Origin of the sequence: Pseudomonas sp. MWU16-30323 (assembly GCF_020515595.1) — a bacterium.
GTDB classification, from domain to species: domain Bacteria; phylum Pseudomonadota; class Gammaproteobacteria; order Pseudomonadales; family Pseudomonadaceae; genus Aquipseudomonas; species Aquipseudomonas yamanorum.
Map to the genome: position 1 here is coordinate 75,571 of NZ_JAIWYM010000016.1, position 25,064 is coordinate 100,634.

The following is a 25,064-nucleotide window of genomic DNA, read 5'->3' on the forward strand; positions in this document are numbered from 1 at the left end:
CCAACGAAGAGCTTTGGGGGTGTGAAGCGCGGTGACGACTCAGCTACCGCGATAGGTGGAGTAGCTGTAAGGCGAAATCAGCAGAGGCACGTGGTAGTGATCCTGTTCGGCACTGATGCCGAAGCGCAGCACTACCACATCGAGAAACGCAGGTTCGGGCAGTTGCACACCGCGAGTGCGGTAATAATCACCGGCGCTGAACTGCAACTGATAGACACCGCTGCGGTAGTCATCGCCTTGCAGCAGGGGGGCATCGCAGCGGCCATCGTTGTTGGTCAGGGTGCTCGCCACCAGCTCAAGCTGTGCACCCTCGACACGGTACAACTCAACCTTGATCGCGCTGCCGGGGCAGCCATGCGCGGCGTCCAATACGTGTGTGGTCAAACGTCCCATAGCGTCTACGCGCCTCCCGAAGTCGGTAAAGTGAAAGACCGCACCTTTTCAGGTCACTGAAAAAGCCGGCGATGGCTGATTAAGACACTTTTCAAAAAAATTGTACACAATAAATTCAACAAGCCTGCTTTCCGTTGCTGACATCGATTCTGTAGGAGCAAGCTTGCTCGCGAAGATCGTCAACGAGAACGCAGCGCTTCAGGGTTACCGAGGCATTCTCAGGTTTTTCGCGAGCAAGCTCGCTCCTACAGTGAATGAGGTTTTTTTCAATTTAGCTGACCAGTCAGGCAGGTTTCTTGCAGTGCTATTCTGCGAAGACCCTGCGGAAAAAATGCAGAAATACAGGCTTACAAAGTGCGCACTAAGTTGTATACAATCAGCCATCGTTGTGACGCCACCCAGTCTTTCCGCTGCCCGGCCGCCACACACACCGCTACCACGAACAAGAAGGAAGACTGCAGTGAGCGCTGACTACCCACGCGACCTGATCGGTTACGGCAGTAACCCTCCTCACCCACACTGGCCAGGCAAGGCCCGTATCGCCCTGTCGTTCGTACTCAACTACGAAGAAGGTGGCGAGCGCAACATCCTGCACGGCGACAAAGAGTCGGAAGCCTTCCTCTCGGAAATGGTCTCGGCGCAACCGCTGCAAGGCGAGCGCAACATGAGCATGGAGTCGCTGTACGAATACGGCAGCCGGGCCGGCGTGTGGCGCATCCTCAAGTTGTTCAAGGAATTCGATATCCCGCTGACCATCTTCGCCGTGGCCATGGCCGCCCAGCGCCACCCGGACGTGATCCGCGCGATGGTCGCCGCCGGCCACGAGATCTGCAGCCACGGCTACCGCTGGATCGACTACCAATACATGGACGAGGCCCAGGAACGCGAGCACATGCTCGAAGCGATCCGCATCCTCACCGAACTCACCGGCGAGCGCCCACTGGGCTGGTACACCGGGCGCACCGGCCCCAACACCCGGCGGCTGGTGATGGAGGAAGGCGGTTTCCTCTACGACTGCGACACCTACGACGACGACCTGCCCTACTGGGAACCCAACAACCCGACCGGCAAGCCGCACCTGGTGATCCCCTACACCCTGGACACCAACGACATGCGCTTCACCCAGGTCCAGGGTTTCAACAAGGGCGACGACTTTTTCGAATACCTCAAAGACGCCTTCGACGTGCTGTATGCCGAAGGCAGCGAGGCACCGAAGATGCTCTCCATCGGCTTGCACTGCCGCCTGATCGGCCGCCCGGCGCGCCTGGCCGCCCTCAAGCGCTTTATCGAATACGCCAAGGGCCATGACCAGGTGTGGTTCGCCCGCCGCGTCGACATTGCCCGTCACTGGCATGACGTGCACCCTTTCCAGGGAGCCGCCAAATGACTGCGTTCCAGACCTTGAAACCCTCGACCCTGAGCCGCGACGCGTTCGTCAAAGCCTTCGCCGACATCTACGAACATTCGCCATGGGTGGCCGAAAAGGCCTTCGACCTGGGCCAGGACGCTTCGATCGACGAGATCGAAACCCTGCACCAGCGCATGAGCGACATCCTGTTGAGCGCCGATCACGCAAGCCAACTGGCCCTGATCAACGCTCACCCGGACCTGGCGGGCAAAGCGGCCGTCCAGGGCCAGTTGACCGAAGCCAGCACTAATGAACAGGCTGGCGCCGGTATTCACCAATGCACGGCCGAAGAGTTTTCTCGCTTCACCGAGCTGAACGATGGCTACAAGGCCAAGTTCAAGTTTCCCTTCATCATGGCGGTAAAAGGCAGCAACCGGCACCAGATCCTCGCTGCGTTTGAAACGCGCATTCACCACTCGGTGGAAGCCGAGTTCAAATGCGCGCTGGCCGAGATCAATAAAATCGCGTTGTTCCGATTACTGACCCTTTAGCAGACCTGGCCCGAGCGGTTCATGAACGCCCAGGGCCTGGCGAGCATCCCAAGCCACTTACTTTAAGGCAGACAAGAAGAATGAAAGCGCAACCCGTACCTTTCGAGAAGTTCGTCAACCTGGCCGACGCCCGCCTGGGCACCAAGATCATCTCTGTCACCGATGACTGGTTCGCCGACGCCAACCGCCTGTTCCAGCCGACCCCGGCCGTGTGGAAGGAGGGCGTTTTCGATGACAACGGCAAGTGGATGGACGGCTGGGAGTCGCGCCGCAAGCGCTTCGAAGGCTACGACAGCGCCGTGATTCGCCTGGGCGTACCGGGTTCGATCAAAGGCGTGGACATCGACACTTCATTCTTCACCGGCAACTTCCCGCCATCGGCGTCCCTGGAAGCCTGCTTCCTGGCGTCAGGCGAGCCGGATGACAACACCCAGTGGGTTGAAGTGCTGTCGGCGGTGGAGCTGCAAGGCAACAGCCATCACTTCCACGAGATCAACAACGACCAGGCCTTCAGCCACCTGCGTTTCAACATCTACCCGGACGGTGGTGTGGCCCGCCTGCGTGTGTACGGCATTCCGTTCCGCGACTGGTCGGCGGTGGGCGACAACGAACAGGTGGACCTGGCTGCTGCATTGAACGGCGGCCGTGCACTGGCCTGTTCCGATGAACACTTCGGGCGCATGAGCAATATCCTCAACCCGGGCCGTGGCATCAACATGGGCGATGGCTGGGAAACCGCACGTCGTCGTACGCCGGGCAATGACTGGGTGATCGTCGCACTGGGCCACCCGGGCGAGATCGAGAAGATCGTGGTCGACACCCTGCACTTCAAGGGCAACTACCCGGACACCTGCTCGATCCAGGGCGCATTCGTGAAGGGCGGCACCGACAGCCAGATCGAAACCCAATCGCTGTTCTGGCGCGAACTGCTGCCGGCGCAGAAACTGGAAATGCACGCTGAACACACGTTTGCCGAGCAGATCAAGGCGCTGGGGCCGATCACTCACATTCGTTTGAATGTATTCCCGGATGGTGGTGTGAGCCGCCTGCGGGTTTTGGGCAAGGTCTCGAAGTAAGCGGTGAACCTGTGGCGAGGGAGCTTGCTCCCGTTGGGTCGCGAAGCGGCCCCAGGAAATGGGACGGCTACGCAGTCCAGCGGGAGCAAGCTCCCTCGCCACAAAAGCAAACAACACAGAATCCGGATAAGAAGACAGCCATGCGCACACTGATGATCGAACCCCTGACCAAAGAAGCCTTCGCCCCTTTCGGAGACGTTATCGAAACCGATGGCAGCGATCACTTCATGATCAACAACGGGTCGACCATGCGCTTTCATAAACTGGCGACGGTGCAAACCGCCACGCCAGAAGATAACGCGATCATCAGCATCTTCCGCGCCGACGCGCAGGACATGCCGCTGACCGTGTGCATGCTGGAACGACACCCGCTGGGCAGCCAGGCTTTCATCCCGCTGCTCGGCAACCCCTTTCTGATCGTGGTCGCGCCACTTGGCGATGAACCTGTATCGGGCTTGGTCCGCGCCTTCGTTACCAACGGCAGGCAGGGCATTAATTACCATCGCGGCGTCTGGCACCACCCGGTGCTGACGATCGAAAAGCGGGATGACTTCCTGGTGGTTGATCGCAGTGGCACAGGCAATAACTGCGATGAGCATTTTTTCAAAGAGGATGAGCGGTTGATCCTCGCCCCCCACCAATAAGAGAAGGTCTGATCACTCGACGACAGAGTGACAGGCGAGAGGTAAAGACTGTGGAAGCACATTTGATGGAATGGCTGAACCTGAGCGTGCGCTGGGTTCACATGATCACTGGCGTCGCCTGGATCGGCGCTTCGTTCTACTTCGTCTGGCTGGAAAACAACCTCAATCGCGTGAACCCCAAGGACGGCCTCGCCGGTGACTTGTGGGCGATCCACGGTGGCGGTATCTACCACCTGGAAAAATACAAACTGGCCCCACCGACCATGCCGGACAACCTGCACTGGTTCAAATGGGAAGCCTATTTCACCTGGATGTCCGGCATCGCGCTGCTGTGCGTGGTGTTCTATGCCAACCCGACCTTGTACCTGCTGGCCCCGGGCAGCAGCCTCAGTGGTCCGGAAGGTGTGTTGCTGGGCCTGGGCTCGCTGCTGGCCGGCTGGTTCATCTACTCCTTTCTCTGCGACTCGGCACTGGGCAAACGCCCTGCCCTGCTCGGCCTGATCCTGTTCGTGCTGTTGATCGGCGCCGCGTACGGCTTCAGCAAAGTGTTCAGTGGCCGTGGTGCGTACCTGCATGTGGGCGCCGTGATCGGCACCATCATGGTGGGCAACGTGTTCCGCATCATCATGCCGGCCCAGCGTGCGCTGGTGGCGGCGATTGCGGAAAACCGCACGCCCGACCCGGCATTGCCGGCCAAGGGTTTGCTGCGTTCGCGCCACAACAACTACTTCACCTTGCCGGTGCTGTTCATCATGATCAGCAACCACTTCCCGAGCACCTACGGCAGCCAATACAACTGGCTGATCCTGGCGGGTATCGCGGTGGCGGCGGTGTTGGTGCGTCACTACTTCAACACCCGTCACAACAGCCAGAAATATGCCTGGACCTTGCCGGTGGGCGCGCTGGCGATGATTTGCCTGGCCTACGTGACCGGTCCAAAACCAGTGGCAACTGCACCGGAAGTGGCCAAGGCACCCGCGGCCATCGAGTACCAGCCACTGCCGGAAACGGCGCTGGGTGGCGGGCTTAAACCGGCGGCGCCAACAGCCCCTGCACCGGCGCCCGCCGAAGCAGCACCGGCCCAGGCATCGGTTGATTTTGACAAGGTCCACGGGGTGATTCAGGAGCGCTGTGCGGTATGCCATTCGGCCAAGCCCACCAGCCCACTGTTCAGCGCCGCACCGGCCGGGGTGATGTTTGATACGCCGCAGCAGATCCAGCAGATGGCGCCACGGATCCAGGCGCAGGCCGTGGCCAGCCAGATCATGCCACTGGGCAATATCACCCAGATGACCCAGCAGGAACGGGACTTGATTGGCACCTGGATCACTCAGGGGGCGCGTACCAATTAAGTCGGGATGAGATCCCATGTGGCGAGGGAGCTTGCTCCCGCTGGAGTGCGCAGCGCTCCCGCTTTTTTGGGGCCGCTACGCAGCCCAGCGGGAGCAAGCTCCCTCGCCACAGCAAGCTCCCTCGCCACAACAAGCGCTTTTGCCACACAGATTGCTGAAACAACAAAAATAAAAAAGATCCGAGGTGTTGCATGTCCCAGCTAGAAACGCAGACTCTTGCCGCGCCCGCCATGGTGCGGCTTCCCCTCTTGCAACTGATTCTGGTGGGCCTGCAACACGTCTTGCTGATGTACGGCGGCGCCGTCGCCGTGCCTTTGATCATCGGCCAGGCGGCAGGCCTGAGCCGTGAAGAAATCGCCTTCCTGATCAACGCCGACCTGCTGGTGGCGGGCATCGCAACCATGGTCCAGTCATTCGGCATCGGCCCGGTGGGCATTCGCATGCCCGTGATGATGGGCGCCAGTTTCGCCGCAGTCGGCAGCATGGTCGCCATGGCAGGCATGCCCGGCATCGGCCTGCAAGGGATCTTCGGTGCGACCATCGCCGCCGGCTTTTTCGGCATCCTGATCGCGCCGTTCATGTCCAAGGTCGTACGCTTCTTTCCGCCGCTGGTGACCGGCACTGTGATCACCGCCATTGGCCTCTCGCTGTTTCCCGTCGCGGTCAATTGGGCCGGCGGTGGCGCGGCGGCCTCCACCTTTGGCTCGCCGATTTACCTGGCGATTGCCGCGCTGGTGCTGGCCACTATCCTGCTGATCAACCGTTTCATGCGCGGCTTCTGGGTGAATATCTCGGTGCTGATCGGCATGGCTCTGGGCTATGGACTGTGCGGGATGATCGGCATGGTCGACCTCAGCGGCCTGGCCCAGGCACCGTGGGTGCAAGTGGTGACGCCGCTGCATTTCGGCATGCCGAAGTTCGAGTTGGCGCCCATTCTGTCGATGTGCCTGGTGGTGGTGATTATCTTCGTCGAGTCCACCGGGATGTTCCTCGCCCTGGGCAAGATCACCGGCCAGGACGTCACGCCGAAGATGCTGCGTCGCGGCCTGTTGTGTGATGCCGGCGCGTCGTTTTTTGCCGGGTTCTTCAACACCTTTACCCACTCCTCGTTCGCGCAAAACATCGGCCTGGTGCAGATGACCGGTGTGCGCTGCCGTTCGGTGACGATCGTGGCCGGGGCGTTTCTGATTGTGCTGAGCCTGCTGCCCAAGGCCGCGTTCCTGGTAGCGTCGATTCCACCCGCAGTGCTGGGCGGCGCAGCGATTGCCATGTTCGGCATGGTGGCGGCCACCGGGATCAAGATCCTCCAGGAAGCCGACATCGCCGACCGCCGTAACCAGTTGCTGGTGGCGGTGAGTATCGGCATGGGTTTGATCCCGGTCGTACGTCCCGAGTTCTTTGCACAGTTGCCGCTGTGGATGAGCCCGATCACTCACAGCGGCATCGCCATGGCCACCCTCAGCGCGCTGTCGCTGAACCTGTTATTCAACATTCTGGGCGGCGCCGAACGCGCTGCCGCAAGCGCTCACGCACACCCACATTGATTCCTGCGTCACAACAAAAACAATAACGATCAGGGAACACAGCATGCACGCCATTCACCCGGGGCCGGCCACGCGCCGTGCCCCATTCTCGCCCCGCGCGCGCTGTAACAGCGCACTTGAGCACCAGCCTCGGAGTCAGTATTCTCGGCGCCCGCTCAAATCGACTCAAAAAAAAACAGCGAATGTAAAAGCTGACTGCAAGGCCAACTTATCCGGGCCCCAAGTCCGCAGCCAACGTGTGCAAAAACTCTCCGAATTCGACTGTGTTCATCACAGCCGACGGGGATTTTTTGGCTTTTTAAACACCTTGGCGCAGCTCTTGCTAAAAGCATTAAAGCTGACCGAACAGACGATTTTTGCGGCAAGCAAAAAGACGCCACACCAGAGCGTCCGCTTAGAAAAAAAACCAGAAACCTTTACCTCGGGAGCAACCGAATGAAACGTACCGTGAACAGCCTGATGCTGGCAGGATCCCTGCTGGCCGGGGGCCAGGCCATGGCCGGTGATCTGCTGCAGTGGCAGAACAACAGCCTGACTTATCTGTGGGGCAAGAACTTCACTGTTAACCCGCAGATCCAGCAAACCGTGACCTTCGAACACGCCGATGCGTGGAAGTACGGCGACAACTTCTTCTTCGTCGACCGCATCTTTTACAACGGCAAGGAAGACGGCAATGTCGGCCCAAGTACTTACTACGGTGAGTTCAGCCCACGCTTGTCGTTCGGCAAGATCTTCGACAAAGACTTGTCGTTCGGTCCGATCAAGGACGTGTTGCTGGCGTTCACTTACGAGTTCGGCGAAGGCGACAACGAGTCGTACTTGCTCGGCCCGGGCTTCGACTTGGCAATCCCTGGTTTCGACTACTTCCAGCTGAACTTCTACCAGCGCCAGACCGAAGGCAATCGCCCGGGTGATGGTGTGTGGCAGATCACGCCGGTGTGGTCGTACACGATCCCGGTGGGCAACTCCAATGTGCTGATCGACGGCTTTATGGACTGGGTCGTGGATAACGACAAGAACGCCCGTGGCACTTACCACGCCAACCTGCACTTCAACCCGCAGATCAAATATGACCTGGGCAAGGCGCTGCATTGGGGCGAGAAGCAGTTGTATGTCGGTATCGAATACGACTACTGGAAGAACAAGTACGGGATCCAGGACAGCGGCGCGTTCGAGACCAATCAGGACACGGCGAGTTTGTTGGTGAAGTACCACTTCTAACCAACACCGCCTATCCCCTGTGGAATAGGGTTTATGTGGGAGCGGGCTTGCTCGCGAATACGGTGGGTCAGTGACTTACTTTGCTGACTGACACTGCGTATTCGCGAGCAAGCCCGCTCCCACACAAGCCCGCTCCCACATTTAGTTCGGTGTCAGGCCTAGAAACCGCTGCAACTCTTCGCGCTTGGCCAGCGCATCCCGCCTTCCCAGTTCGATCAATTCGCTGCAATACCCCGCCTCGAACAGCAGGTAGCTGAGCACGCCCGCACCACTGGTTTTAGTCGCCCCCGGCCCACGCAGAAACAGGCGCAATGCCGCCGGCAATTCCTGGCGGTGACGTGCCGCGATTTCATCGATCGGTTGGCTCGGTGCAATCACCAGCACGTCCACCGGCGCCAAACCTTGTATCGCCGCGTTGCTCGGCAACACATGACTGAACTGGTTCAGGCGCTCAAGCAATTCGATATCGCTTTCCAGGCTGTCGATGAACGTGCTGTTGAGCATGTGCCCACCGATCTGCGCCAAGGTCGGCTCCTGGCCGGTGAAGGTACGTGCCGGGTTCGAAGGGTCGTTGCCGCGCGGGTTGCCACTGACGCCCACCACCAGCACCCGGCTGGCTCCCAGGTGCAACGCGGGACTGATCGGCGCCGATTGCCGTACCGCGCCGTCACCAAAATATTCCTGATCGAGTTTGACCGGGGCAAACAGCAACGGAATCGCCGAGCTGGCCAGCAGGTGCTCAACGGTCAGTTGGGTGGGAATGCCGATACGCCGATGGCGCAACCAGGCATCGATGGTGCCACCGCCCTGATAGAAGGTCACGGCTTGCCCGGACTCGTACCCGAAAGCGGTCACAGCCACGGCGTGAAGGTGTTTCTCGCGGATCGACTGCTCGATGCCTTCCAGGTGCAGCTTGTCGCGCAACAAGTCCCGCAACGGCGAACTGTTGAGCAGCGCCACCGGCACCTGTGCGCCAAGCCCCAGCAGGCTGTGGATAAGGAATCGACTGGCCTGGCTGATCACCCCGGGCCAGTCGCTGCGCAGCACCAGGTGGCTGCGAAAGCCTTGCCAGAAGGCGGTCAGGCGTTGGATGGCGGCGGTAAAGTCCATGGCGCCGCTGGCCAGGCTGACCGCATTGATCGCCCCCGCCGAGGTGCCGACAATCACCGGAAACGGATTGGCGGCCCCCGGCGGCAACAGCTCCGCAATCGCCGCCAATACCCCCACCTGATAGGCGGCCCGCGCCCCGCCGCCGGAAAGAATCAGGCCTGTGACCGGTTCAGCTGGGCGCATTGCATCACTCCATGGTGCTTGGGGACTTCAGATCAACGACGGCGTTTTTCATACAGCTTAGGCTCACCTGGCGGCCGGCTCTTGAAGCGGCGGTGGGTCCACAGGTATTGCTCCGGGCATTCGCGCACGGAAGCTTCGACCCACTGGTTGATGCGCAGGCAATCGATCTCGTCGGTTTCACCCGGGAAGTCGGTCAGCGGCGGATGGATCACCAGCCGATAACCGCTGCCGTCAGCCAGGCGCTCCTGGGTGAACGGCACCACCAGCGCCTTGCCCAGACGCGCAAATTTGCTGGTGGCCGTGACGGTGGCGGCCTGAATGCCGAACAACGGCACGAAGATACTTTGCTTGGCGCCGTAGTCCTGGTCCGGTGCGTACCAGATTGCACGGCCGGCCCGCAGCAGCTTGAGCATGCCGCGCACGTCTTCACGCTCTACGGCCAGGGAGTCAAGGTTGTGCCGCTCGCGGCCACGGCGCTGGACGAAATCGAACAATGGATTGCCGTGCTCGCGGTACATGCCGTCGATGGTGTGCTTCTGCCCGAGCAAGGCGGCACCGATTTCCAGGGTGGTGAAGTGCAGGGCCATGAGGATCACGCCCTTGCCTTCCAGATGCGCCTGCTTGAGGTGCTCCAGCCCTTCGACATGGGCCAGGCGCGCCAGGCGCGGCTTGGACCACCACCAGCTCATGGCCATCTCGAAGAAGGCGATGCCGGTGGACGCGAAGTTTTCCTTGAGCAAATGTTTACGCTCTTTGGCGGACTTTTCCGGGAAGCACAGTTCCAGGTTTCGCGCGGCAATGCGCCGACGTTCACCGGCTACCCGGTACATTCCCGCCCCCAAGGCACGGCCAATCCCCAGCAAAGCCCGGTACGGCAACTGCACAATCAGCCACAGCAAACCGAGCCCCAGCCATAACAACCAGAAGCGCGGGTGAAAAAATACTGCTCGAAAACGCGGGCGATCCATTAAAGATTCCGGTAAAGACAACGGCCGCGCATTCTACAACGGTTCGACCCGGCTTGCGGCTAGCGGATGTTCTCGTTATAAGTCTCGACACTTTTCGTGACAAGCCGCTTTGCCGACCATGAGCCAAACCGAACCGCTAGACCAAGATCCCGTGTTCCAGTTGAAAGGCAGCATGCTCGCCATTACCGTGCTGGAACTGGCCCGCAATGACCTTGACGCCCTGGACCGCCAGCTCGCCGCCAAGGTCGCCCTCGCGCCGAACTTCTTCAACAATGCGCCGCTGGTGCTGGCCCTGGACAAACTCCCCGCCGGCCAAGGCGCTGTCGACCTGCCCGGGCTGATGCGCGTGTGCCGCCAGCATGGCCTGCGTACCCTGGCGATTCGTGCCAGCCGTATCGAAGACATTGCCGCCGCAATCGCTATTGAACTGCCAGTACTGCCGCCGTCCGGTGCCCGCGAGCGTCCGCTCGACCCGTTGGTCGGCGAAGAGAAGAAAAAACCGGAGAAACCGCCGGAGCCGACGGTCAAGCCTACAAAGATCATCACCTCTCCCGTACGGGGCGGGCAGCAGATTTACGCCCAGGGTGGCGACCTTGTCGTCATCGCCCCGGTAAGCCCGGGGGCGGAACTTCTTGCCGACGGAAACATCCATGTATACGGCCCCATGCGCGGTCGCGCACTGGCCGGTATAAAGGGTGACACCAAGGCCCGTATTTTTTGCCAGCAATTGACCGCTGAGCTAGTGTCCATCGCAGGCCAGTACAAGGTTTCGGAAGATTTGCGCCGTGATCCGCTGTGGGGGGCCGGGGTGCAAGTCAGCCTGTCGGGCGATGTGTTGAACATCATCCGTCTTTAACGGATACTGCCGCATTTTCCAAGCATCTCTAGACTCTGATAGCACAGCGAAACCGGCAATACTTGTGTAGGAATAATTGAAAGTTGGCGTTTCCCCTACGGAAACCACATCTTTTTCCTACGAAGGCTGTCCGCCTGCAGCGAGTTTCAAGAGATGTTTTTCAGGGACTGAATGTCCTTTTTCCTTAGGGGTGAAACACCTTGGCCAAGATTCTCGTGGTTACATCCGGCAAGGGTGGTGTGGGTAAGACCACCACCAGCGCCGCTATCGGTACCGGCCTCGCTCTGCGCGGCCACAAGACAGTCATCGTCGACTTCGACGTCGGCTTGCGCAACCTCGACCTGATCATGGGCTGCGAACGCCGCGTGGTGTACGACTTCGTCAACGTGGTCAACGGCGAAGCGAACCTGCAACAGGCCCTGATCAAGGACAAGCGCCTTGAGAACCTGTACGTGCTGGCCGCCAGCCAGACCCGCGACAAAGATGCGTTGACCAAGGAAGGCGTAGGCAAAGTCCTCGCTGAACTCAAGGAAACCTTCGAATACGTAGTGTGCGACTCCCCGGCGGGTATCGAAACCGGCGCTCACCTGGCGATGTACTTCGCCGACGAAGCCATCGTCGTGACCAACCCTGAAGTGTCGTCGGTACGTGACTCGGACCGCATGCTCGGCCTGCTGGCCAGCAAGTCCCAGCGCGCCGAGAAAGGTGAAGACCCGATCAAGGAACACCTGCTGCTCACCCGCTACAACCCGGAGCGCGTCAGCAACGGCGAAATGCTCGGCGTTGAAGACGTCAAGGAAATCCTCGCCGTGACCCTGCTGGGTGTGATCCCGGAATCCCAGGCCGTCCTGAAGGCATCCAACCAAGGCGTGCCGGTGATTCTTGACGACCAGAGCGACGCCGGCCAGGCGTACAGCGATGCGGTAGATCGCTTGCTGGGCAAGACCGTGGAACATCGCTTCCTCGATGTTAAGAAGAAGGGATTCTTCGAGCGTATCTTTGGAGGCAACTAAACAATGAAATTTCTCGACTTCTTTCGCGCCAACAAAAAGCCAAGTACCGCGTCGGTAGCGAAAGAGCGTCTACAGATCATCGTGGCGCACGAACGCGGCCAACGCAGCACCCCGGACTACCTGCCAGCCTTGCAGAAGGAACTGGTGGAGGTGATCCGCAAGTACGTCAATATCGGTAACGATGACGTGCATGTCGCCCTGGAAAATGACGGCAGCTGCTCGATTCTGGAACTCAATATCACCCTGCCTGATCGTTGATCGAAAAGGCGGTCGCCACGGCGGCTGGGTTACTGGACTTCTGTAGGAGCGAGCTTGCTCGCGAAGGACGTTAACGATAACGCGCTCATCCTGAATGAGCGTGTTGTTCTTGAGTTTTTCGCGAGCAAGCTCGCGCCTACAGGAACTTCGGCAACCCAGCCGCCGTTGGCGTTTGTTACGAGGCTGTTTTAATGCCGTTGTCCAATGTCCACATCCTTCATCAGGACGCCGCTGTCCTGGTGGTGAACAAGCCTACCCTGCTGCTCTCGGTGCCCGGTCGCGCCGAAGACAACAAGGACTGCCTGATCACCCGCCTGCAGGAAAACGGCTACCCCGAAGCCCGCATCGTCCATCGCCTAGACTGGGAAACGTCGGGCATCATCCTGCTGGCCCGCGACGCCGACAGCCACCGTGAATTGTCGCGTCAGTTTCATGACCGGGAAACCGAAAAAGCCTACACCGCACTCTGCTGGGGCCAACCGGAACTGGACAGCGGCAGCATCGATTTGCCCTTGCGCTACGACCCGCCGACCAAGCCACGGCACGTGGTGGACCATGAGTTCGGCAAGAATGCGCTGACCTTCTGGAAAGTCCTGGAGCGTTGCGGCGACTGGTGCCGGGTTGAGCTGACGCCGATCACCGGCCGTTCACATCAACTGCGTGTGCATATGCTCTCCATCGGGCATCCGTTGTTGGGCGATGGCCTGTACGCCCATGAACAGGCCTTGGCTGCCTGGCCGCGCCTGTGCCTGCATGCCAGCATGTTGAGCTTCACCCATCCCCAGAGCGGCGAGCGCCTGCGCTTCGAGTGCCCCGCGCCGTTTTAACCTGTAAACGCAATTAAAATGTGGGAGCGGGCTTGCTCGCGAATGCGGTGTGTCAGTCGCTGAATGAGCTAACTGGTCCACCGCATTCGCGAGCAAGCCCGCTCCCACATTTGTTCTGTGCACTTATCCCGTCGGACGGTAAACTCGCGCCATTGCTGTCTGGAGCTACTTATGCGCGAAGAGTTGAACCAAGGCCTGATCGACTTCCTCAAGGCCTCCCCTACCCCATTCCATGCCACCGCCGCCCTTGCACAGCGCCTGGAAGCCGCCGGTTTCCAGCGTCTTGACGAGCGCGAGACCTGGGCCACCGAGGCCAACGGTCGCTACTACGTGACCCGTAACGATTCCTCGATCATCGCCTTCAAGCTCGGCCGCCACTCGCCCCTGCAAGGCGGTATTCGCCTGGTCGGCGCCCACACCGACAGCCCGTGCCTGCGGGTCAAGCCACAGCCTGAACTGCAACGCCAGGGCTTCTGGCAACTGGGTGTGGAAGTGTACGGCGGCGCGTTGCTGGCGCCCTGGTTCGACCGCGATCTGTCCCTGGCCGGCCGCGTGACCTTCCGCCGTGACGGCAAGGTCGAAAGCCAGCTGATCGACTTCAAGCTGCCCATCGCGATCATCCCCAACCTGGCCATTCACCTGAACCGTGAAGCCAACCAGGGTTGGGCGATCAATGCCCAGACCGAGCTGCCACCGATCCTCGCGCAGTTCGCCGGTGACGAGCGTGTGGACTTCCGCGCGGTGCTTACCGAACAACTGGCCCGTGAACACGGTTTGAACGCTGACGTGGTACTCGACTATGAGCTGAGTTTCTACGACACCCAGAGCGCCGCTGTGATTGGTCTCAATGGCGACTTTATCGCCGGCGCCCGCCTCGACAACCTGCTGTCGTGCTACGCCGGCCTGCAAGCCCTGCTCACCGCCGAAACCGACGAAACCTGCGTGCTGGTGTGCAACGACCACGAAGAAGTTGGCTCGTGCTCCGCCTGCGGTGCCGACGGCCCGATGCTGGAGCAGACCCTGCGCCGCCTGCTGCCGGAAGGTGATGAATTCGTACGCACCATCCAGAAGTCGCTGCTGGTGTCTGCCGACAACGCTCACGGCGTGCACCCCAACTACGCCGAGAAACACGACGCCAACCACGGCCCGAAACTCAATGCCGGCCCGGTGATCAAGGTCAACAGCAACCAGCGCTACGCCACCAACAGCGAAACCGCCGGGTTCTTCCGCCACCTGTGCATGGCCGAAGAAGTGCCGGTGCAGAGCTTTGTGGTTCGCAGCGACATGGGTTGCGGCTCGACCATTGGCCCGATCACCGCCAGCCACCTGGGCGTGCGCACCGTGGATATCGGCCTGCCGACGTTTGCCATGCACTCGATTCGCGAGCTGTGCGGCAGCCACGACCTCGCGCACCTGGTGAAGGTGTTGAGTGCGTTTTACGCGAGTCGTGATTTGCCGTAACCGGCAGGCTGACACCAATCAAGGGTGGGAGCCGGGCTTGCCCGCGATGGCGTCGGCACGGTCAACAGGTATGTTGGCTGGCCCACCGCTATCGCAGGCAAGCCAGCTCCCACAGTTGGTTTTCATTGTTTGATAGACCGGGCTCAGTTCAAGACTTCACTCAACGGAATGAAGTTGACCCGATCACCGATCTCCAGCGTCGTGCCTTCCCGCACCTCGACCAAACCTTCGGCCCACGCCGCACTGCGCAGCACACCGGAGCTCTGGTTGCGGTAGATGATCGCCTTGCCCTGCTCAAGCCGCCCGCGCAAATACTCACGGCGATTCCCCGGCTTGGCCCAGACAAACCCCACCGGCACTTCAATGCGCAACGGCTGCACGTCTTCCACGCCCTGGCGGCGCAACAGGTAGGGCCGCGCCAGCAAGGCAAAGGTCACCAGGGTCGACGCCGGATTACCCGGCAAGCCGATCACCGGTACGCCACGGAAATGCCCGAACGTCAGCGGCTTGCCCGGCTTGATCGCCAGCTTCCACAGCGCCAGCTCGCCCTCTTCCCGCAGCGCAATCCCGAGAAAATCCGCCTCCCCCACCGACACACCGCCAGTGGACAGAATCAGGTCGACCGAGCCCAATGCCCCCAGGCGCTCGCGGGTTTTTTCCAGGTCATCCGGCAGGATCCCGGCATCTACCACTTCGCAGCCCAGGCGCTCCAGCCAGCTGCACAGCACCCGGCGATTACTGTTGTAGATCTGCCCGGGGCCCAGCGGCTGGCCCGGCTCGATCAGTTCGTCGCCGGTGGACAGCACGGCCACGCGGGCGCGTCGCACCACCTCCAGCCGATCGCGACCCAGTGAGGCCGCCAGGCCCAATTCGATCGGGCCCAGGCGTGTACCTGCTGGCAACACCCACTCGCCCACCGTGGTTTCCTGGCCTTGGGGACGGATGTTTTGATCCACCTGCAACGCTTCGGTGAAGCTCACCCGCTGATCGGAGTGGACCACGGCGTTTTCCTGCATCTCAACGCAGTCCGCGCCTTCCGGCACCGGGGCGCCGGTGAAGATCCGCGCACAGGTGCCGGCTGCCAAAGGCTCCGGTGCCGTGCCTGCGAAAATGCGCTGGCTGACCACCAGTGGCTCGCCGGTCCAGTCCGCCAGGCGCAGGGCGTAACCGTCCATGGCGCTGTTGGGCCAGGGCGGCAAGTCCAGGGTAGAGATCAGCGCCTGGGCCAACACCCGCCCATCACACTCGGCCAGCGGCAACGTTTCCTGCTCACGAATCGGCGCTGCCTCGGCCATCGCCAGCAGTTGTTCGAGGGCATCTTCCACCGGCATCAACGCGCCGGTCTTGCCCGCCTTACCCACGGGATTCACAGGGCTCGGCCTGCTTCAAATGCGGGACGAAGTTGCACGGGCGGTGACGGTTATCCAGTTGCTCGGCGAGAATCCCGTCCCAACCAGTGCGCACCGCGTTGGTGGAGCCCGGCAGGCAGCACACCAGAGTGCCATTGGCCAGGCCGGCCAGGGCGCGGGACTGCACGGTGGAGGTGCCGATATCGGCCACGGAGATCTGCCGGAACAGTTCGCCGAAACCATCCACCTGTTTATCCAGCAGGCAGCTCACCGCTTCCGGGGTGCTGTCGCGGCCGGTGAAGCCGGTGCCGCCGGTGATCAACACCACTTGCACCACGTCTTCGGCAATCCAGTGCGCCACTTGCGCACGGATTTTGTACAGATCATCTTTAAGCAACACGCGCTCGGCCAGCAGGTGGCCGGCGGCGGTCAGGCGGTCGACGAAGACCTGGCCCGAGGTGTCGGTTTCCAGGGTGCGGGTGTCACTGACCGTCAAAACAGCAATATTCAGGGGTACAAAGGGCGCATCAGCCTTGGCTTTCATGGCTCGGTCCGGTTGTCGAAGGAACAGCCCGATGTTATATCACAGCCCCCCATTTCACTGCCCGCAGGAGCTGCCATGCCAAGCCATTCTTCCCCTCTGTCCTGCTCCGTCCTGTTGCTGGCCGGCGGCCGTGGCCAGCGCATGGGCGGCCTCGACAAGGGCCTGCTGGACTGGCACGGACAGCCGCTGATTGCGCACCTGCATCGCCTGGTGCGGCCTTTGACCGACGACCTGATCATCTCCTGCAACCGCAACCAGCCGCAGTACGCGGCCTACGCCGATCAATTGGTCGGCGATGACAGCCCGGACTTCCCGGGACCACTGGCCGGCATTCGCGCAGGGCTGGCGGTGGCGCAGCATGGGCATTTGCTGGTATTGCCGTGCGACGTGCCGCAGATCGACGCGCGATTGCTCGCCGACCTGCGCAGCACGGCGCAGCAGAATCCATTGCAGCCGGTGATGGTGCGCCACGGCGATTTCTGGGAGCCTCTGCTCTGCGTCATACCGACGCTGCTGCGCGAGCGGTTCGATGAGGCCTGGGCAGCCGGCGAGCGCAGCCCGCGCCGAATCATGCAGGCACTGGGGGCCAAAGCCCTGGATTGCCCCGCCGACGACCCACGCCTGGCCAACCTCAATACACCTGAGTTGTTGCACCGCCCGCCCAGCGTGTCAGAATGAACGTCGAACAAGGAACTTTGCCGACGTTGCACACGTCACAAGGTCAGTACTCAACAAAGCATTCTCTCGGAGACAAACTCATGACTCAACGGACCATCGCCGCTCTCATGCTTGCACTGGGCCTCGCTACCCTTGCCGGTTGCGCCTCGCCTACAGTGATCACCCTGAATGACGGTCGCGAAATCCAGGCCGTCGACACTCCTAAATTCGATAAGTCCACCGGCTTCTACGAATTCGAACAGCTGGATGGCAAGCGCACCCAGATCAACAAGGATCAGGTTCGCACCGTTAAAGACCTGTAAGTCTTAACGCCAGATACGAAAAGCCCGCGTAATGCGGGCTTTTTCGTTCCTGGGGTTTACCAGTCCAGGCTGATCTCGCTGCGAAAGTTTCGCTCCAGACCGGTGACCGGGTCGATGAAGCGCACGCCTTGGGCCAGCAGCTTGAGTGGGTTGGCGTAGTCGTCCTCGGCATCCTTGATGACGTCGGGGTAGAACGGATCGTTGCAGATACTCGCGCCTAACGCCGTCATGTGCACCCGCAACTGATGTTTCTTGCCGGTCACCGGAAACAGGCCATAGCGCCACAGGTCGCCATTTTTTTCCCGCACCTCGACCGCCGTCTCGGTATTGCTCGCGCCCTCGCCTTCCTGCATGCGAAAGAACGGCTCGCCGTCCACCAGCCGGCTTTTGTGCACCCGCGGAAAGGTCAGCCCCGGTAATGCCGGAGCAATGGCTTCGTAGAACTTGTCGATCTTGCGCGTGGGAAACAGCTGTTGATACGCCGAGCGCGTCTGCGGGTTAGCCGAAAACAGCACCAGCCCCGCCGTATGCCGATCGATGCGATGCAGCGGCACCAGAGAGGGGTTGTCCAGGCGACGGATCAATCGCCGCAACAGGGTCTGCTCGACGTACTCGCCGGCAGGCGTGACCGGCAGGAAGTGCGGCTTGTCGGCCACCACCAGGTGTTCATCGGCGTAGAGGATCGTCTCCTGCACCGGGATCACTTTCTCGTTCGGCACTTCGCGGAAGTAGTAGATGCACAGGCCTTCGCGGTAGGCCAGGTCCTGAGTGATAGGTGCACCGTTGATGTCCAGCACCCGGCCCCGGGCAATGCGGTCCAGCCATTGTTCGCGGCTGATGGCCAGGAAGTGCTCGCACAGGCAATCCAGCACGGTCGCCCAGGCGCCCGGCGGCAGGTACAAGGTGCTGGCTTGATGCTGGGCAGCGGAAAAAACGGACATGGGCAGGCTCAAAACGTGACATACAGGCGGGCATTATCCCGCATGCGGCCGGATCAGGCCCAGCACAGATTCAAGCCTTGGCCAATTCCGCGCGCAGTACCGGCGATGCACTGGCCGCCTCGGTGAATTCCTTGAGCCAGCGCAGCACATCCACCGCTTCCCAGCGGCCCGGATCGTAAAGCGCATACAGCAAGCCCTGATAGCCCACCACATCCAACTGCTTGTGATAACCGGCGCGCTGGAACAGCGCCTCGATCTCGGCAAAGCAGGTATTGAAATGCACTTTGTTAAACGGCGTCTTGCCTTCCGTGACCAGGCCATCGAGGCGCAGCTCGTTCACCGCATCGCGCACGACGTCGGCGGACATGCGATTGACGCTGCTTTTCAGTTGTTCAACATTCACCACGGGCGTTCCCTCTCATTCAATCGCTGTACAAACATACAGTAACCGAATAATCGGGAACTCGCCATCGCCGAGTGCTAGAGGAGAAAGCTCACCACCTGCGCTTCATCGAAGGGCCAGTCCAGCTCAGCGCCCGTGTCTACCCGGCGCAGCACCGGAATCCGCAGGCCGTAGGCTTCGAACAGGGCCTCGGAATCGGCGATATCCACCAACTCCACCAGCAGGCCGTGTTCGACCAACGGCATGATTTCGGCTTCGGCAAACTCACAAAGATGGCAGCCCGGGGTGCCGAACAACTGACATTCAGGAAGCATGGCAAAGGGTCCGAGAAGAATCAGGTGCCCATTCTAACAGCGTCGGGACACGGCAAAAGCCTGACCCAGATCAGCATGGCGTATAACTGATTCGGCGAGTCTCGCGACTTTTTTCCCGTAATACCTGCAATGGAGCTGCGCGTGTTTGCGAACCTGCTGATTATCCTGGCCTCTTCCCTGGTGGTGATTGCGTTGTTTCGTCGCCTGAAACTGCCACCGGTACTGGGCTATCTGTGTGTTGGCCTGGCCGTAGGCCCCACTGCCCTCGACTGGGTCAATGACAGCGAAGAGCTGCCGGACCTCGCCGAACTGGGGGTGGTGTTCCTGCTGTTTTCCCTGGGCCTGGAGTTTTCCCTGAGCAAAATGCTCAGCCTGCGCCGTGTGGTGTTTGGCCTGGGCAGCTTGCAAGTGTTGTGTTGCGGGTTGCTGCTGGCAGGTTTGCTGGCACTGTTCGGCCTGTCGCCGACGACCGCGCTGTTGCTCGGTGCTGGACTGGCGTTGTCGTCCACCGCCATCGTCAGCAAGGAGCTGACCAGCCTTGGCGAAATCTTCAGCAGCCATGGCCAGAATGCGATTGGGGTGTTGCTGTTCCAGGACGTAGTGGCCGTGTTGCTGCTGACCCTCGTGCCAGTGTTCGCCGGTAACAGCGAGCAAGCCTGGTATTGGGCATTGCCACTGACCCTGGGCAAAACCGTGGTGCTGTTCCTCGGCCTGCTGCTGGCCAGCCGCTGGTTGCTGCCACGCCTGTTCCGTGAAGTGGCGGCGTCTCATTCGGCCGAGCTGTTCGTGCTGCTGGCGTTGGTGATTGTGCTGCTCACCGCCTGGCTCACACACCTGCTGGGCCTGTCCCCGGCACTCGGCGCTTTTCTCGCTGGCATGTTGCTGGGGGAAAGCCATTATCGCCATCAGATCGAAGCCGATATCCGGCCGTTTCGCGACATCCTGCTGGGGCTGTTTTTCGTCAGCATCGGCATGCTGATCGACCTGCAATTGTTCATCAGCCACAGCCTGTTGATTCTCGGCCTGACCCTCACCCTGATGCTGATCAAAGGCTGTGTGGTCGCGGTGCTGGTGCAGTTGCGTGGCAGCGACGGTGAAACCGCCTGGCGCAGCGGCCTGGCGCTGGCCCAGGGCGGTGAGTTCTGTTTCGCCTTGATGGCGCAAATGCAGCAAAGCCGCCTGATGCCCGCCGATATCGGCAGCCTGCTGCTGGCGGCCACCTTCTGCTCGATGCTATTGACTCCGCTGTTGCTCAGGGCGGCACCCGCCATTGCCCTGCGCCTGCACCGCAAGCCCAACCAGCAAATGCAGCTTGAAGAGATAACCGCCCTCAATGCCGAGCTGCGAGGCCATGCGGTGATCTGCGGTTACGGTCGGGTCGGCCAGTCCATCGGGCGCTTCCTGCACCGTGAACAACAAGCCTTTATCGCCTTGGATGACGACCCGGAGCGGGTCCAGGAAGCCTCCACCGAAGACAGCGCCGTGCATTACGGCGACTGCCGCCGTGGCGCCCTGCTCAGCGCCGTCGGCCTGGAGCGTGCGCGCCTGGTGGTGATTGCGGTGGACAACAGTGACGTCGCCCTCACCGTGCTCAACGAAGCGCGGCGAATCAACCCGCATGTGCCGATCCTGGTGCGCACCCGCGACGACAGTCAACTGGCCGAACTGAAAGCCGCCGGCGCCACGGAGGTGGTGCCCGAGTTGCTGGAGTCGAGCCTGATGCTCGCCTCCCATGCGCTGATCCTGCTGGGGTTGTCGGACCAGCAGGTTAAAGGGCGTGTGGATGAGGTACGCCGCAGCCGGTATCGGCTACTGCATGGCTGCAACCCTAACGACACTGACTCGCCCCTCAATCCTGACTGACCGCGCCAATCTTGTGGATCGACAAGTCCGCGCCGTAATACTCCTCTTCCTGGCTCAAGCGCAGGCCGTAAACGCGCTTGATCACCCCATACACCAGCAAGCCGCCGGCCAGGGCTACCACTACCCCCAGCGCAGTGCCGATCAACTGGCTGATCAGGCTCACGCCACCCAGGCCGCCCAGGGCGGTCTGGCCGAAGATCCCGCAGGCGACCCCGCCCCACACGCCGCACAGCCCGTGCAGCGGCCATACACCCAGCACATCATCGATCTTCCAACGATCCTGGGCCGCGATGAAGAACCAGACGAACAAGCCGCCCGCCACCACGCCAGTCACCAGGGCGCCCACGGGGTGCATCAGGTCGGAGCCGGCACAGATCGCCACCAGCCCGGCCAACGGACCATTGTGCAAGAAGCCTGGGTCGTTCCGCCCGATCACCAGTGCGGCCACGGTGCCGCCGACCATCGCCATCAACGAGTTGACCGCCACCAGCCCGCTGACCCCGGACAGGGTTTGCGCACTCATGACGTTGAAGCCGAACCAGCCGACAATCAAAATCCACGAGCCCAACGCCAGGAATGGAATGCTCGACGGCGCGAACGCCACCAGGCGCCCTTCCCGATAACGCCCTTGGCGCGGGCCCAGCAGCAACACCGCCGCCAGCGCCAGCCACCCACCCATGGCGTGCACCACGACGCTGCCGGCAAAGTCATGGAAGCTCGCGCCGAAGCTCGCCAGCAACCAGGCTTGCAGCCCGTAATTGCCATTCCACACCATGCCTTCGAAAAACGGGTAAATGAAGGCTACGATCAAGGCGGTGGCACACAGTTGCGGAACAAACCGTGCACGCTCGGCAATCCCCCCGGAAATGATCGCCGGGATCGCTGCGGCGAAGGTCAGGAGGAAAAAGAATTTCACCAGGCCGTAGCCGTGGTCGGCGCTGATGACCGCTGCCGGTTGCATGAAGGTCACGCCGTAGGAGATCCAATAGCCTATAAAGAAATAGGCCAGTGTGGAGATGGCGAAGTCACTGAGGATTTTCGACAGGGCATTGACCTGATTCTTCTGGCGCACGGTGCCGACTTCCAGAAACGCAAAGCCGGCGTGCATGGCCAGGACCATGACTGCACCAATCAGAATGAACAGCGTGTTGGAACTGTGGACGAGGGTATCCACCGCGCTTTGCAAATTTTCCATGGAGGATGGCAGGCCTGCACATGCAGGAAAAAGCACCAAAGCAGTTCACGACCTTCATGATGCGCACTAAATTGGCACCGACGGTCCGACCCTCTGTTGAGGCCGTGAACCGCTTTAGCGCAACGATCATTGAGAAAGGCAGAATCCGACAGGGTTTTTCCGCGAGTTTTAGTTATTTAGGGTAAGGTTTTTCGGGGTTTTAGCCCCAACCGCCCGGATTCAGCGCAAGGCCCCAGGCCTGCGCACCAAGGCAAAGCAAAAGCTGTACCAGACAATTGCAGTGAACCTTCACCGATACCGGTGACTCGAAACCAAAAGTAAACAGACCCGCTACTCACGGAGATAACCATGGCCAGAAAAACGGCAAAGACTGCTCAAGAAATACTGATGGCGGATTTTCAAACCCTGGTCAGCGATACCGAGAAGCTGCTGGACGACACGGCGATCCTCGCCGGTGACCAGGCAGACGAGCTGCGCAGCAAGATTCACGACAGCCTGCTCAAGGCCCGTGAAACCCTGCAACTGACCGAAGACTCCCTGCGCGAGCGCGGCCAGGCGGCCGTCACGGCCACTGAAGACTATGTCCAGGCCAACCCTTGGCAGTCCGTTGGTATTGCAGCGGGCGTGGGCTTTTTGATCGGCCTGCTGGCTACAAGGCGCTAACTATGTCTATCGGCGAATCCGGCTCGTCCACGGGCCCAAGTTCTACCTCGCGGCGCCTGGGCGCGGCTGTCCTGGGTTTGCTGCACAGCCACGTCGAGCTGTTTGGCATCGAGTTGCAGGAGCAGAAGGCCCGCACCGTCAGCCTGTTGCTGTTCGCCGGCCTGGCGCTGGTGTTTGCCTTGCTGCTGTTGGTGGGTTTGTCGGCGCTGGTGATGATTCTGGTGTGGGATACCTACCGCCTGACCGGGATCATCAGCCTGTGTGTGTTCTACATACTGGCCGCAGCGTTCTGCGGGTTGCGCCTGAAGGCGGCGGTGTTCGATGAGTCCACGCCGTTCCACGCCACCCTCGAAGAGCTGGCCAACGACCGGGAGCGCCTGCTGCCATGAGCATGACTGAATTGCCGCAAAACACTTCCCGGCGGGAGATGCGCAAGGCGTTGATCCGCCTGCGCATGGAAATGCACCGCCAGGAAATTCGTCACGAGTCCCAGCAACTGATGCTGCCGCTGCAAAAGGTCCGCAACATGGGCCAGAGCTGGCAGGACGGTTTCGGCATCAAGCACGCGCCGCTGTGGGGCGTAGGCGTGGTGACGCTGCTGGGCTTTCTTACCGGCAAAGGCGCCAAGAGCGGCGGGATCGGCACCATGACTCGCCTGGTACGGCTTGGCGCCGGTCTGATCCCGTTGATCAAACTGGCCATGCAAGGTGCTTCGCGCAAAAGTTGAGCCGCGCTGGCTGCATTCTTGCAAACAGATCAGGCCCGGCCCTCACCGTTGAGGGCCGGGCCTTTTTTATTCCGGTCTTTTAAGGAGGCCTTGTGATCGACGGGCAACCGCTCGCCTGCTTCCAGCCATTCATCGACACCGCCACCGGCCGCATCGCCGGCGTAGAAGCCTTGGGCCGACTACGCCAGGCGAATGGCCAACTGCGCTCGGTGGGTCCGCTGTTTGCCGATCCGCGCACGCCCTCCGTGGCCTTGCGCCGCCTGGACCGGCAGATCCGCGACAATGCCCTGAGCCGTCTGCATGAGGCCCCGCAAGAGTGGTTCCTCAGCCTGAACATCTCGCCACGCTGGATCAGCCGGCTGCGCCCGGGGCAGGCCTTGCCGAGCCTCAAGCAGGTGCAGGTGCATAACGTCGACCCGCGCCGCATCGTGTTCGAGATCACTGAGCTGGGTGGCGATATCCTGCGCCTGGCCGAAGTCGTAGAACGCTACCGCGAGGCCGGCGCGCGGATTGCCATTGATGACTTCGGCGCCGGGTATTCGCAGTTGGACCGCGTGTTGGCCTTGCAGCCCGACATCCTCAAGCTGGACATGCGCCTGTTCCAGGCAGCTGCCCGGGGAGGGCCCAGCGGGGACGTGGTGCGGGCGCTGGCACAAATGGCGGAAAAAACCGGTTGCTGGATCATTGCCGAGGGCGTCGAGACCGAGGCCCAGCTGAATTTCGCCCTGGAATGCGGTTCGCGCTATGTCCAGGGCTACCTGTTCGCCCAGGCCCAGCTGGACTGGTTCGCCACCGATGCGTTCGTGCCGCGCTTCGCCCAACTGCGCACCGCGTATGTCCAACAGAAGCTGGCCGAGCGTGGCCGGATCATGCAACTGCGCCAGCAACTGGCGGAACTGATGCAGATCCTGCAAACCTGGGCCCACACCCATGCACCGCTGAGCCAACTGCCGCAATTGCCGGCATTTCCCTGGCTGCTGCGTTTTTACCAGTGCGACCGGCATGGCACGCAACTGACGCCCAACTTCGAATGGCACCAGGGCGCGTGGCAAGCCGACGGCCGCTACCTGGGGCACAACTGGTCTTGGCGCCCGTATTTTTATCACCTGCTGGCCGAAGGTTGGGAGGAGCGACGACTGACACTGTCCTCGACCTATCGCGATGCCACGACCAACCAATACTGCCTGACTGCAGGACAATTCTTTGATAATGGTCGGCGCCTGTTGTTAATCGATATCGACGCCGTCGGCTTGTAGATTTTCGCTTGCGAAGGCCTGGCT

Annotated in this window: 29 protein-coding genes; 20 read left to right on the forward strand and 9 right to left on the reverse strand. The window is 61.1% G+C overall.

Annotation, left to right across the window (positions count from 1 at the left end; translation table 11 throughout):
- Window positions 1–39: 39 nt before the first annotated feature.
- On the reverse strand, window positions 40–393 hold the full coding sequence (gene uraH, locus LIY45_RS18965) for a hydroxyisourate hydrolase (RefSeq protein WP_226477222.1): 354 nt from the start codon (window positions 391–393) through the stop codon (window positions 40–42).
- A 460-nt stretch (window positions 394–853) separates the two neighbouring features.
- On the opposite strand from uraH, the gene puuE reads away from it, so the two are divergent.
- The 8 genes from puuE (at window position 854) to LIY45_RS19005 (ending at window position 8,129) form a co-directional block, all read left to right on the forward strand.
- The gene (puuE, locus tag LIY45_RS18970; RefSeq protein WP_226477223.1) at window positions 854–1,780 is read left to right on the forward strand and encodes an allantoinase PuuE; all 927 of its coding nucleotides are present in this window, start codon (window positions 854–856) and stop codon (window positions 1,778–1,780) included.
- A complete protein-coding gene (uraD, locus tag LIY45_RS18975) occupies window positions 1,777–2,292 on the forward strand; it encodes a 2-oxo-4-hydroxy-4-carboxy-5-ureidoimidazoline decarboxylase (protein WP_226477224.1) in 516 nt (171 codons plus the stop codon). The genes puuE and uraD overlap by 4 nt, the downstream gene beginning before the upstream one ends.
- Before the next feature lie 80 nt (window positions 2,293–2,372).
- The gene (gene alc / locus LIY45_RS18980; RefSeq protein ID WP_003209112.1) at window positions 2,373–3,368 is read left to right on the forward strand and encodes an allantoicase; all 996 of its coding nucleotides are present in this window, start codon (window positions 2,373–2,375) and stop codon (window positions 3,366–3,368) included.
- Between the two features lie 140 nt (window positions 3,369–3,508).
- Window positions 3,509–4,012 carry an ureidoglycolate lyase gene (locus tag LIY45_RS18985; RefSeq protein ID WP_017479983.1) on the forward strand — a complete coding sequence of 168 codons (504 nt, stop codon included), beginning with the start codon at window positions 3,509–3,511 and terminating at the stop codon, window positions 4,010–4,012.
- Between the two features lie 50 nt (window positions 4,013–4,062).
- Window positions 4,063–5,364: a urate hydroxylase PuuD gene (locus LIY45_RS18990; RefSeq protein ID WP_026078287.1), complete on the forward strand. Its 1,302-nt coding sequence runs from the start codon at window positions 4,063–4,065 to the stop codon at window positions 5,362–5,364.
- A 191-nt stretch (window positions 5,365–5,555) separates the two neighbouring features.
- Window positions 5,556–6,908, forward strand: coding sequence for a nucleobase:cation symporter-2 family protein (locus tag LIY45_RS18995; protein ID WP_226477225.1), 1,353 nt, complete (start codon window positions 5,556–5,558; stop codon window positions 6,906–6,908).
- A gap of 43 nt (window positions 6,909–6,951) precedes the next feature.
- Window positions 6,952–7,347 (forward strand): hypothetical protein, encoded by a 396-nt coding sequence (locus tag LIY45_RS19000; protein WP_152416422.1) that lies wholly within the window; start codon window positions 6,952–6,954, stop codon window positions 7,345–7,347.
- Window positions 7,344–8,129, forward strand: coding sequence for an outer membrane protein OmpK (locus LIY45_RS19005; RefSeq protein ID WP_017479980.1), 786 nt, complete (start codon window positions 7,344–7,346; stop codon window positions 8,127–8,129). Before LIY45_RS19000 ends, LIY45_RS19005 begins: the two co-directional genes overlap by 4 nt.
- A 141-nt stretch (window positions 8,130–8,270) precedes the next feature.
- On the opposite strand, the gene LIY45_RS19010 is transcribed toward LIY45_RS19005, so the two are convergent.
- Both LIY45_RS19010 and LIY45_RS19015 read right to left on the reverse strand, forming a co-directional pair.
- Window positions 8,271–9,422: a patatin-like phospholipase family protein gene (locus LIY45_RS19010; RefSeq protein WP_226477226.1), complete on the reverse strand. Its 1,152-nt coding sequence runs from the start codon at window positions 9,420–9,422 to the stop codon at window positions 8,271–8,273.
- 32 nt (window positions 9,423–9,454) lie between these two features.
- On the reverse strand, window positions 9,455–10,390 hold the full coding sequence (locus LIY45_RS19015; RefSeq protein WP_226477227.1) for a lipid A biosynthesis lauroyl acyltransferase: 936 nt from the start codon (window positions 10,388–10,390) through the stop codon (window positions 9,455–9,457).
- A gap of 118 nt (window positions 10,391–10,508) precedes the next feature.
- Here LIY45_RS19015 and minC point away from each other — a divergent pair, with 118 nt between their 5' ends.
- The 5 genes from minC (at window position 10,509) to LIY45_RS19040 (ending at window position 14,805) form a co-directional block, all read left to right on the forward strand.
- Window positions 10,509–11,246 (forward strand): septum site-determining protein MinC, encoded by a 738-nt coding sequence (gene minC, locus LIY45_RS19020; RefSeq protein WP_017479977.1) that lies wholly within the window; start codon window positions 10,509–10,511, stop codon window positions 11,244–11,246.
- 200 nt (window positions 11,247–11,446) lie between these two features.
- Window positions 11,447–12,259 carry a septum site-determining protein MinD gene (gene minD / locus LIY45_RS19025; RefSeq protein ID WP_003209098.1) on the forward strand — a complete coding sequence of 271 codons (813 nt, stop codon included), beginning with the start codon at window positions 11,447–11,449 and terminating at the stop codon, window positions 12,257–12,259.
- A gap of 3 nt (window positions 12,260–12,262) precedes the next feature.
- Entirely contained in the window at window positions 12,263–12,517 is a 255-nt protein-coding gene (gene minE / locus LIY45_RS19030; protein ID WP_003175252.1) for a cell division topological specificity factor MinE, read from the forward strand.
- A 191-nt stretch (window positions 12,518–12,708) separates the two neighbouring features.
- On the forward strand, window positions 12,709–13,344 hold the full coding sequence (locus LIY45_RS19035) for a pseudouridine synthase (protein WP_017479975.1): 636 nt from the start codon (window positions 12,709–12,711) through the stop codon (window positions 13,342–13,344).
- A 171-nt stretch (window positions 13,345–13,515) separates the two neighbouring features.
- Entirely contained in the window at window positions 13,516–14,805 is a 1,290-nt protein-coding gene (locus LIY45_RS19040) for a M18 family aminopeptidase (protein ID WP_087694780.1), read from the forward strand.
- 143 nt (window positions 14,806–14,948) lie between these two features.
- Here the strand turns inward: LIY45_RS19040 and glp are convergent, their stop codons facing one another.
- Window positions 14,949–16,175 (reverse strand): gephyrin-like molybdotransferase Glp, encoded by a 1,227-nt coding sequence (glp, locus tag LIY45_RS19045; protein WP_226477228.1) that lies wholly within the window; start codon window positions 16,173–16,175, stop codon window positions 14,949–14,951.
- Window positions 16,159–16,698: a molybdenum cofactor biosynthesis protein B gene (gene moaB / locus LIY45_RS19050; RefSeq protein WP_003209092.1), complete on the reverse strand. Its 540-nt coding sequence runs from the start codon at window positions 16,696–16,698 to the stop codon at window positions 16,159–16,161. Before moaB ends, glp begins: the two co-directional genes overlap by 17 nt.
- 75 nt (window positions 16,699–16,773) lie before the next feature.
- On the opposite strand from moaB, the gene mobA reads away from it, so the two are divergent.
- Together mobA and LIY45_RS19060 are read left to right on the forward strand one after the other, a co-directional pair.
- On the forward strand, window positions 16,774–17,376 hold the full coding sequence (gene mobA, locus LIY45_RS19055) for a molybdenum cofactor guanylyltransferase MobA (RefSeq protein ID WP_226477229.1): 603 nt from the start codon (window positions 16,774–16,776) through the stop codon (window positions 17,374–17,376).
- Window positions 17,377–17,456: 80 nt separating this feature from the next.
- Window positions 17,457–17,678 (forward strand): YgdI/YgdR family lipoprotein, encoded by a 222-nt coding sequence (locus LIY45_RS19060; RefSeq protein ID WP_003209090.1) that lies wholly within the window; start codon window positions 17,457–17,459, stop codon window positions 17,676–17,678.
- A gap of 56 nt (window positions 17,679–17,734) precedes the next feature.
- Here LIY45_RS19060 and LIY45_RS19065 read toward each other — a convergent pair whose 3' ends face one another.
- The 3 genes from LIY45_RS19065 to LIY45_RS19075 form a co-directional block, all read right to left on the reverse strand.
- Window positions 17,735–18,625, reverse strand: a complete 891-nt coding sequence (locus tag LIY45_RS19065) for a pseudouridine synthase (RefSeq protein ID WP_226477242.1) — start codon at window positions 18,623–18,625, stop codon at window positions 17,735–17,737.
- Between the two features lie 64 nt (window positions 18,626–18,689).
- Complete coding sequence (locus LIY45_RS19070) at window positions 18,690–19,025, reverse strand: hypothetical protein (RefSeq protein ID WP_003209087.1); 336 nt, start codon at window positions 19,023–19,025, stop codon at window positions 18,690–18,692.
- A gap of 74 nt (window positions 19,026–19,099) precedes the next feature.
- Window positions 19,100–19,336 carry a glutaredoxin family protein gene (locus tag LIY45_RS19075; protein ID WP_226477230.1) on the reverse strand — a complete coding sequence of 79 codons (237 nt, stop codon included), beginning with the start codon at window positions 19,334–19,336 and terminating at the stop codon, window positions 19,100–19,102.
- 141 nt (window positions 19,337–19,477) lie between these two features.
- On the opposite strand from LIY45_RS19075, the gene LIY45_RS19080 reads away from it, so the two are divergent.
- Window positions 19,478–21,199, forward strand: coding sequence for a monovalent cation:proton antiporter-2 (CPA2) family protein (locus LIY45_RS19080; RefSeq protein WP_226477231.1), 1,722 nt, complete (start codon window positions 19,478–19,480; stop codon window positions 21,197–21,199).
- On the opposite strand, the gene LIY45_RS19085 is transcribed toward LIY45_RS19080, so the two are convergent.
- On the reverse strand, window positions 21,186–22,394 hold the full coding sequence (locus LIY45_RS19085) for an ammonium transporter (RefSeq protein WP_226477232.1): 1,209 nt from the start codon (window positions 22,392–22,394) through the stop codon (window positions 21,186–21,188). The two genes, LIY45_RS19080 and LIY45_RS19085, sit on opposite strands and share 14 nt — an antisense overlap.
- Window positions 22,395–22,742: 348 nt before the next feature.
- Here LIY45_RS19085 and LIY45_RS19090 point away from each other — a divergent pair, with 348 nt between their 5' ends.
- The 4 genes from LIY45_RS19090 to LIY45_RS19105 all read left to right on the forward strand — a co-directional run bounded on the left by LIY45_RS19090 (window position 22,743) and on the right by LIY45_RS19105 (window position 25,040).
- Window positions 22,743–23,057 (forward strand): YqjD family protein, encoded by a 315-nt coding sequence (locus LIY45_RS19090; RefSeq protein ID WP_026078283.1) that lies wholly within the window; start codon window positions 22,743–22,745, stop codon window positions 23,055–23,057.
- A gap of 2 nt (window positions 23,058–23,059) precedes the next feature.
- A complete protein-coding gene (locus LIY45_RS19095) occupies window positions 23,060–23,446 on the forward strand; it encodes a phage holin family protein (RefSeq protein ID WP_003209078.1) in 387 nt (128 codons plus the stop codon).
- Window positions 23,443–23,784, forward strand: coding sequence for a hypothetical protein (locus LIY45_RS19100; RefSeq protein WP_063032051.1), 342 nt, complete (start codon window positions 23,443–23,445; stop codon window positions 23,782–23,784). The genes LIY45_RS19095 and LIY45_RS19100 overlap by 4 nt, the downstream gene beginning before the upstream one ends.
- 92 nt (window positions 23,785–23,876) lie before the next feature.
- On the forward strand, window positions 23,877–25,040 hold the full coding sequence (locus LIY45_RS19105) for an EAL domain-containing protein (RefSeq protein ID WP_226477233.1): 1,164 nt from the start codon (window positions 23,877–23,879) through the stop codon (window positions 25,038–25,040).
- Window positions 25,041–25,064 lie beyond the last annotated feature (24 nt).

Excerpts from the sequence above, each read along its gene's own strand:
- uraH (WP_226477222.1), bottom strand. The coding sequence starts at position 393 with ATGGGACGTTTGACCACACACGTATTGGACGCCGCGCATGGCTGCCCC.
- uraD (WP_226477224.1), top strand. The coding sequence starts at position 1,777 with ATGACTGCGTTCCAGACCTTGAAACCCTCGACCCTGAGCCGCGACGCG.
- alc (WP_003209112.1), top strand. The coding sequence starts at position 2,373 with ATGAAAGCGCAACCCGTACCTTTCGAGAAGTTCGTCAACCTGGCCGAC.
- LIY45_RS18985 (WP_017479983.1), top strand. The coding sequence starts at position 3,509 with ATGCGCACACTGATGATCGAACCCCTGACCAAAGAAGCCTTCGCCCCT.
- LIY45_RS18995 (WP_226477225.1), top strand. The coding sequence starts at position 5,556 with ATGTCCCAGCTAGAAACGCAGACTCTTGCCGCGCCCGCCATGGTGCGG.
- LIY45_RS19000 (WP_152416422.1), top strand. The coding sequence starts at position 6,952 with ATGCACGCCATTCACCCGGGGCCGGCCACGCGCCGTGCCCCATTCTCG.
- LIY45_RS19005 (WP_017479980.1), top strand. The coding sequence starts at position 7,344 with ATGAAACGTACCGTGAACAGCCTGATGCTGGCAGGATCCCTGCTGGCC.
- LIY45_RS19010 (WP_226477226.1), bottom strand. The coding sequence starts at position 9,422 with ATGCGCCCAGCTGAACCGGTCACAGGCCTGATTCTTTCCGGCGGCGGG.
- LIY45_RS19015 (WP_226477227.1), bottom strand. The coding sequence starts at position 10,390 with ATGGATCGCCCGCGTTTTCGAGCAGTATTTTTTCACCCGCGCTTCTGG.
- minC (WP_017479977.1), top strand. The coding sequence starts at position 10,509 with ATGAGCCAAACCGAACCGCTAGACCAAGATCCCGTGTTCCAGTTGAAA.
- minE (WP_003175252.1), top strand. The coding sequence starts at position 12,263 with ATGAAATTTCTCGACTTCTTTCGCGCCAACAAAAAGCCAAGTACCGCG.
- LIY45_RS19035 (WP_017479975.1), top strand. The coding sequence starts at position 12,709 with ATGCCGTTGTCCAATGTCCACATCCTTCATCAGGACGCCGCTGTCCTG.
- LIY45_RS19040 (WP_087694780.1), top strand. The coding sequence starts at position 13,516 with ATGCGCGAAGAGTTGAACCAAGGCCTGATCGACTTCCTCAAGGCCTCC.
- moaB (WP_003209092.1), bottom strand. The coding sequence starts at position 16,698 with ATGAAAGCCAAGGCTGATGCGCCCTTTGTACCCCTGAATATTGCTGTT.
- mobA (WP_226477229.1), top strand. The coding sequence starts at position 16,774 with ATGCCAAGCCATTCTTCCCCTCTGTCCTGCTCCGTCCTGTTGCTGGCC.
- LIY45_RS19060 (WP_003209090.1), top strand. The coding sequence starts at position 17,457 with ATGACTCAACGGACCATCGCCGCTCTCATGCTTGCACTGGGCCTCGCT.
- LIY45_RS19075 (WP_226477230.1), bottom strand. The coding sequence starts at position 19,336 with ATGCTTCCTGAATGTCAGTTGTTCGGCACCCCGGGCTGCCATCTTTGT.
- LIY45_RS19085 (WP_226477232.1), bottom strand. The coding sequence starts at position 22,394 with ATGGAAAATTTGCAAAGCGCGGTGGATACCCTCGTCCACAGTTCCAAC.
- LIY45_RS19090 (WP_026078283.1), top strand. The coding sequence starts at position 22,743 with ATGGCCAGAAAAACGGCAAAGACTGCTCAAGAAATACTGATGGCGGAT.
- LIY45_RS19095 (WP_003209078.1), top strand. The coding sequence starts at position 23,060 with ATGTCTATCGGCGAATCCGGCTCGTCCACGGGCCCAAGTTCTACCTCG.
- LIY45_RS19100 (WP_063032051.1), top strand. The coding sequence starts at position 23,443 with ATGAGCATGACTGAATTGCCGCAAAACACTTCCCGGCGGGAGATGCGC.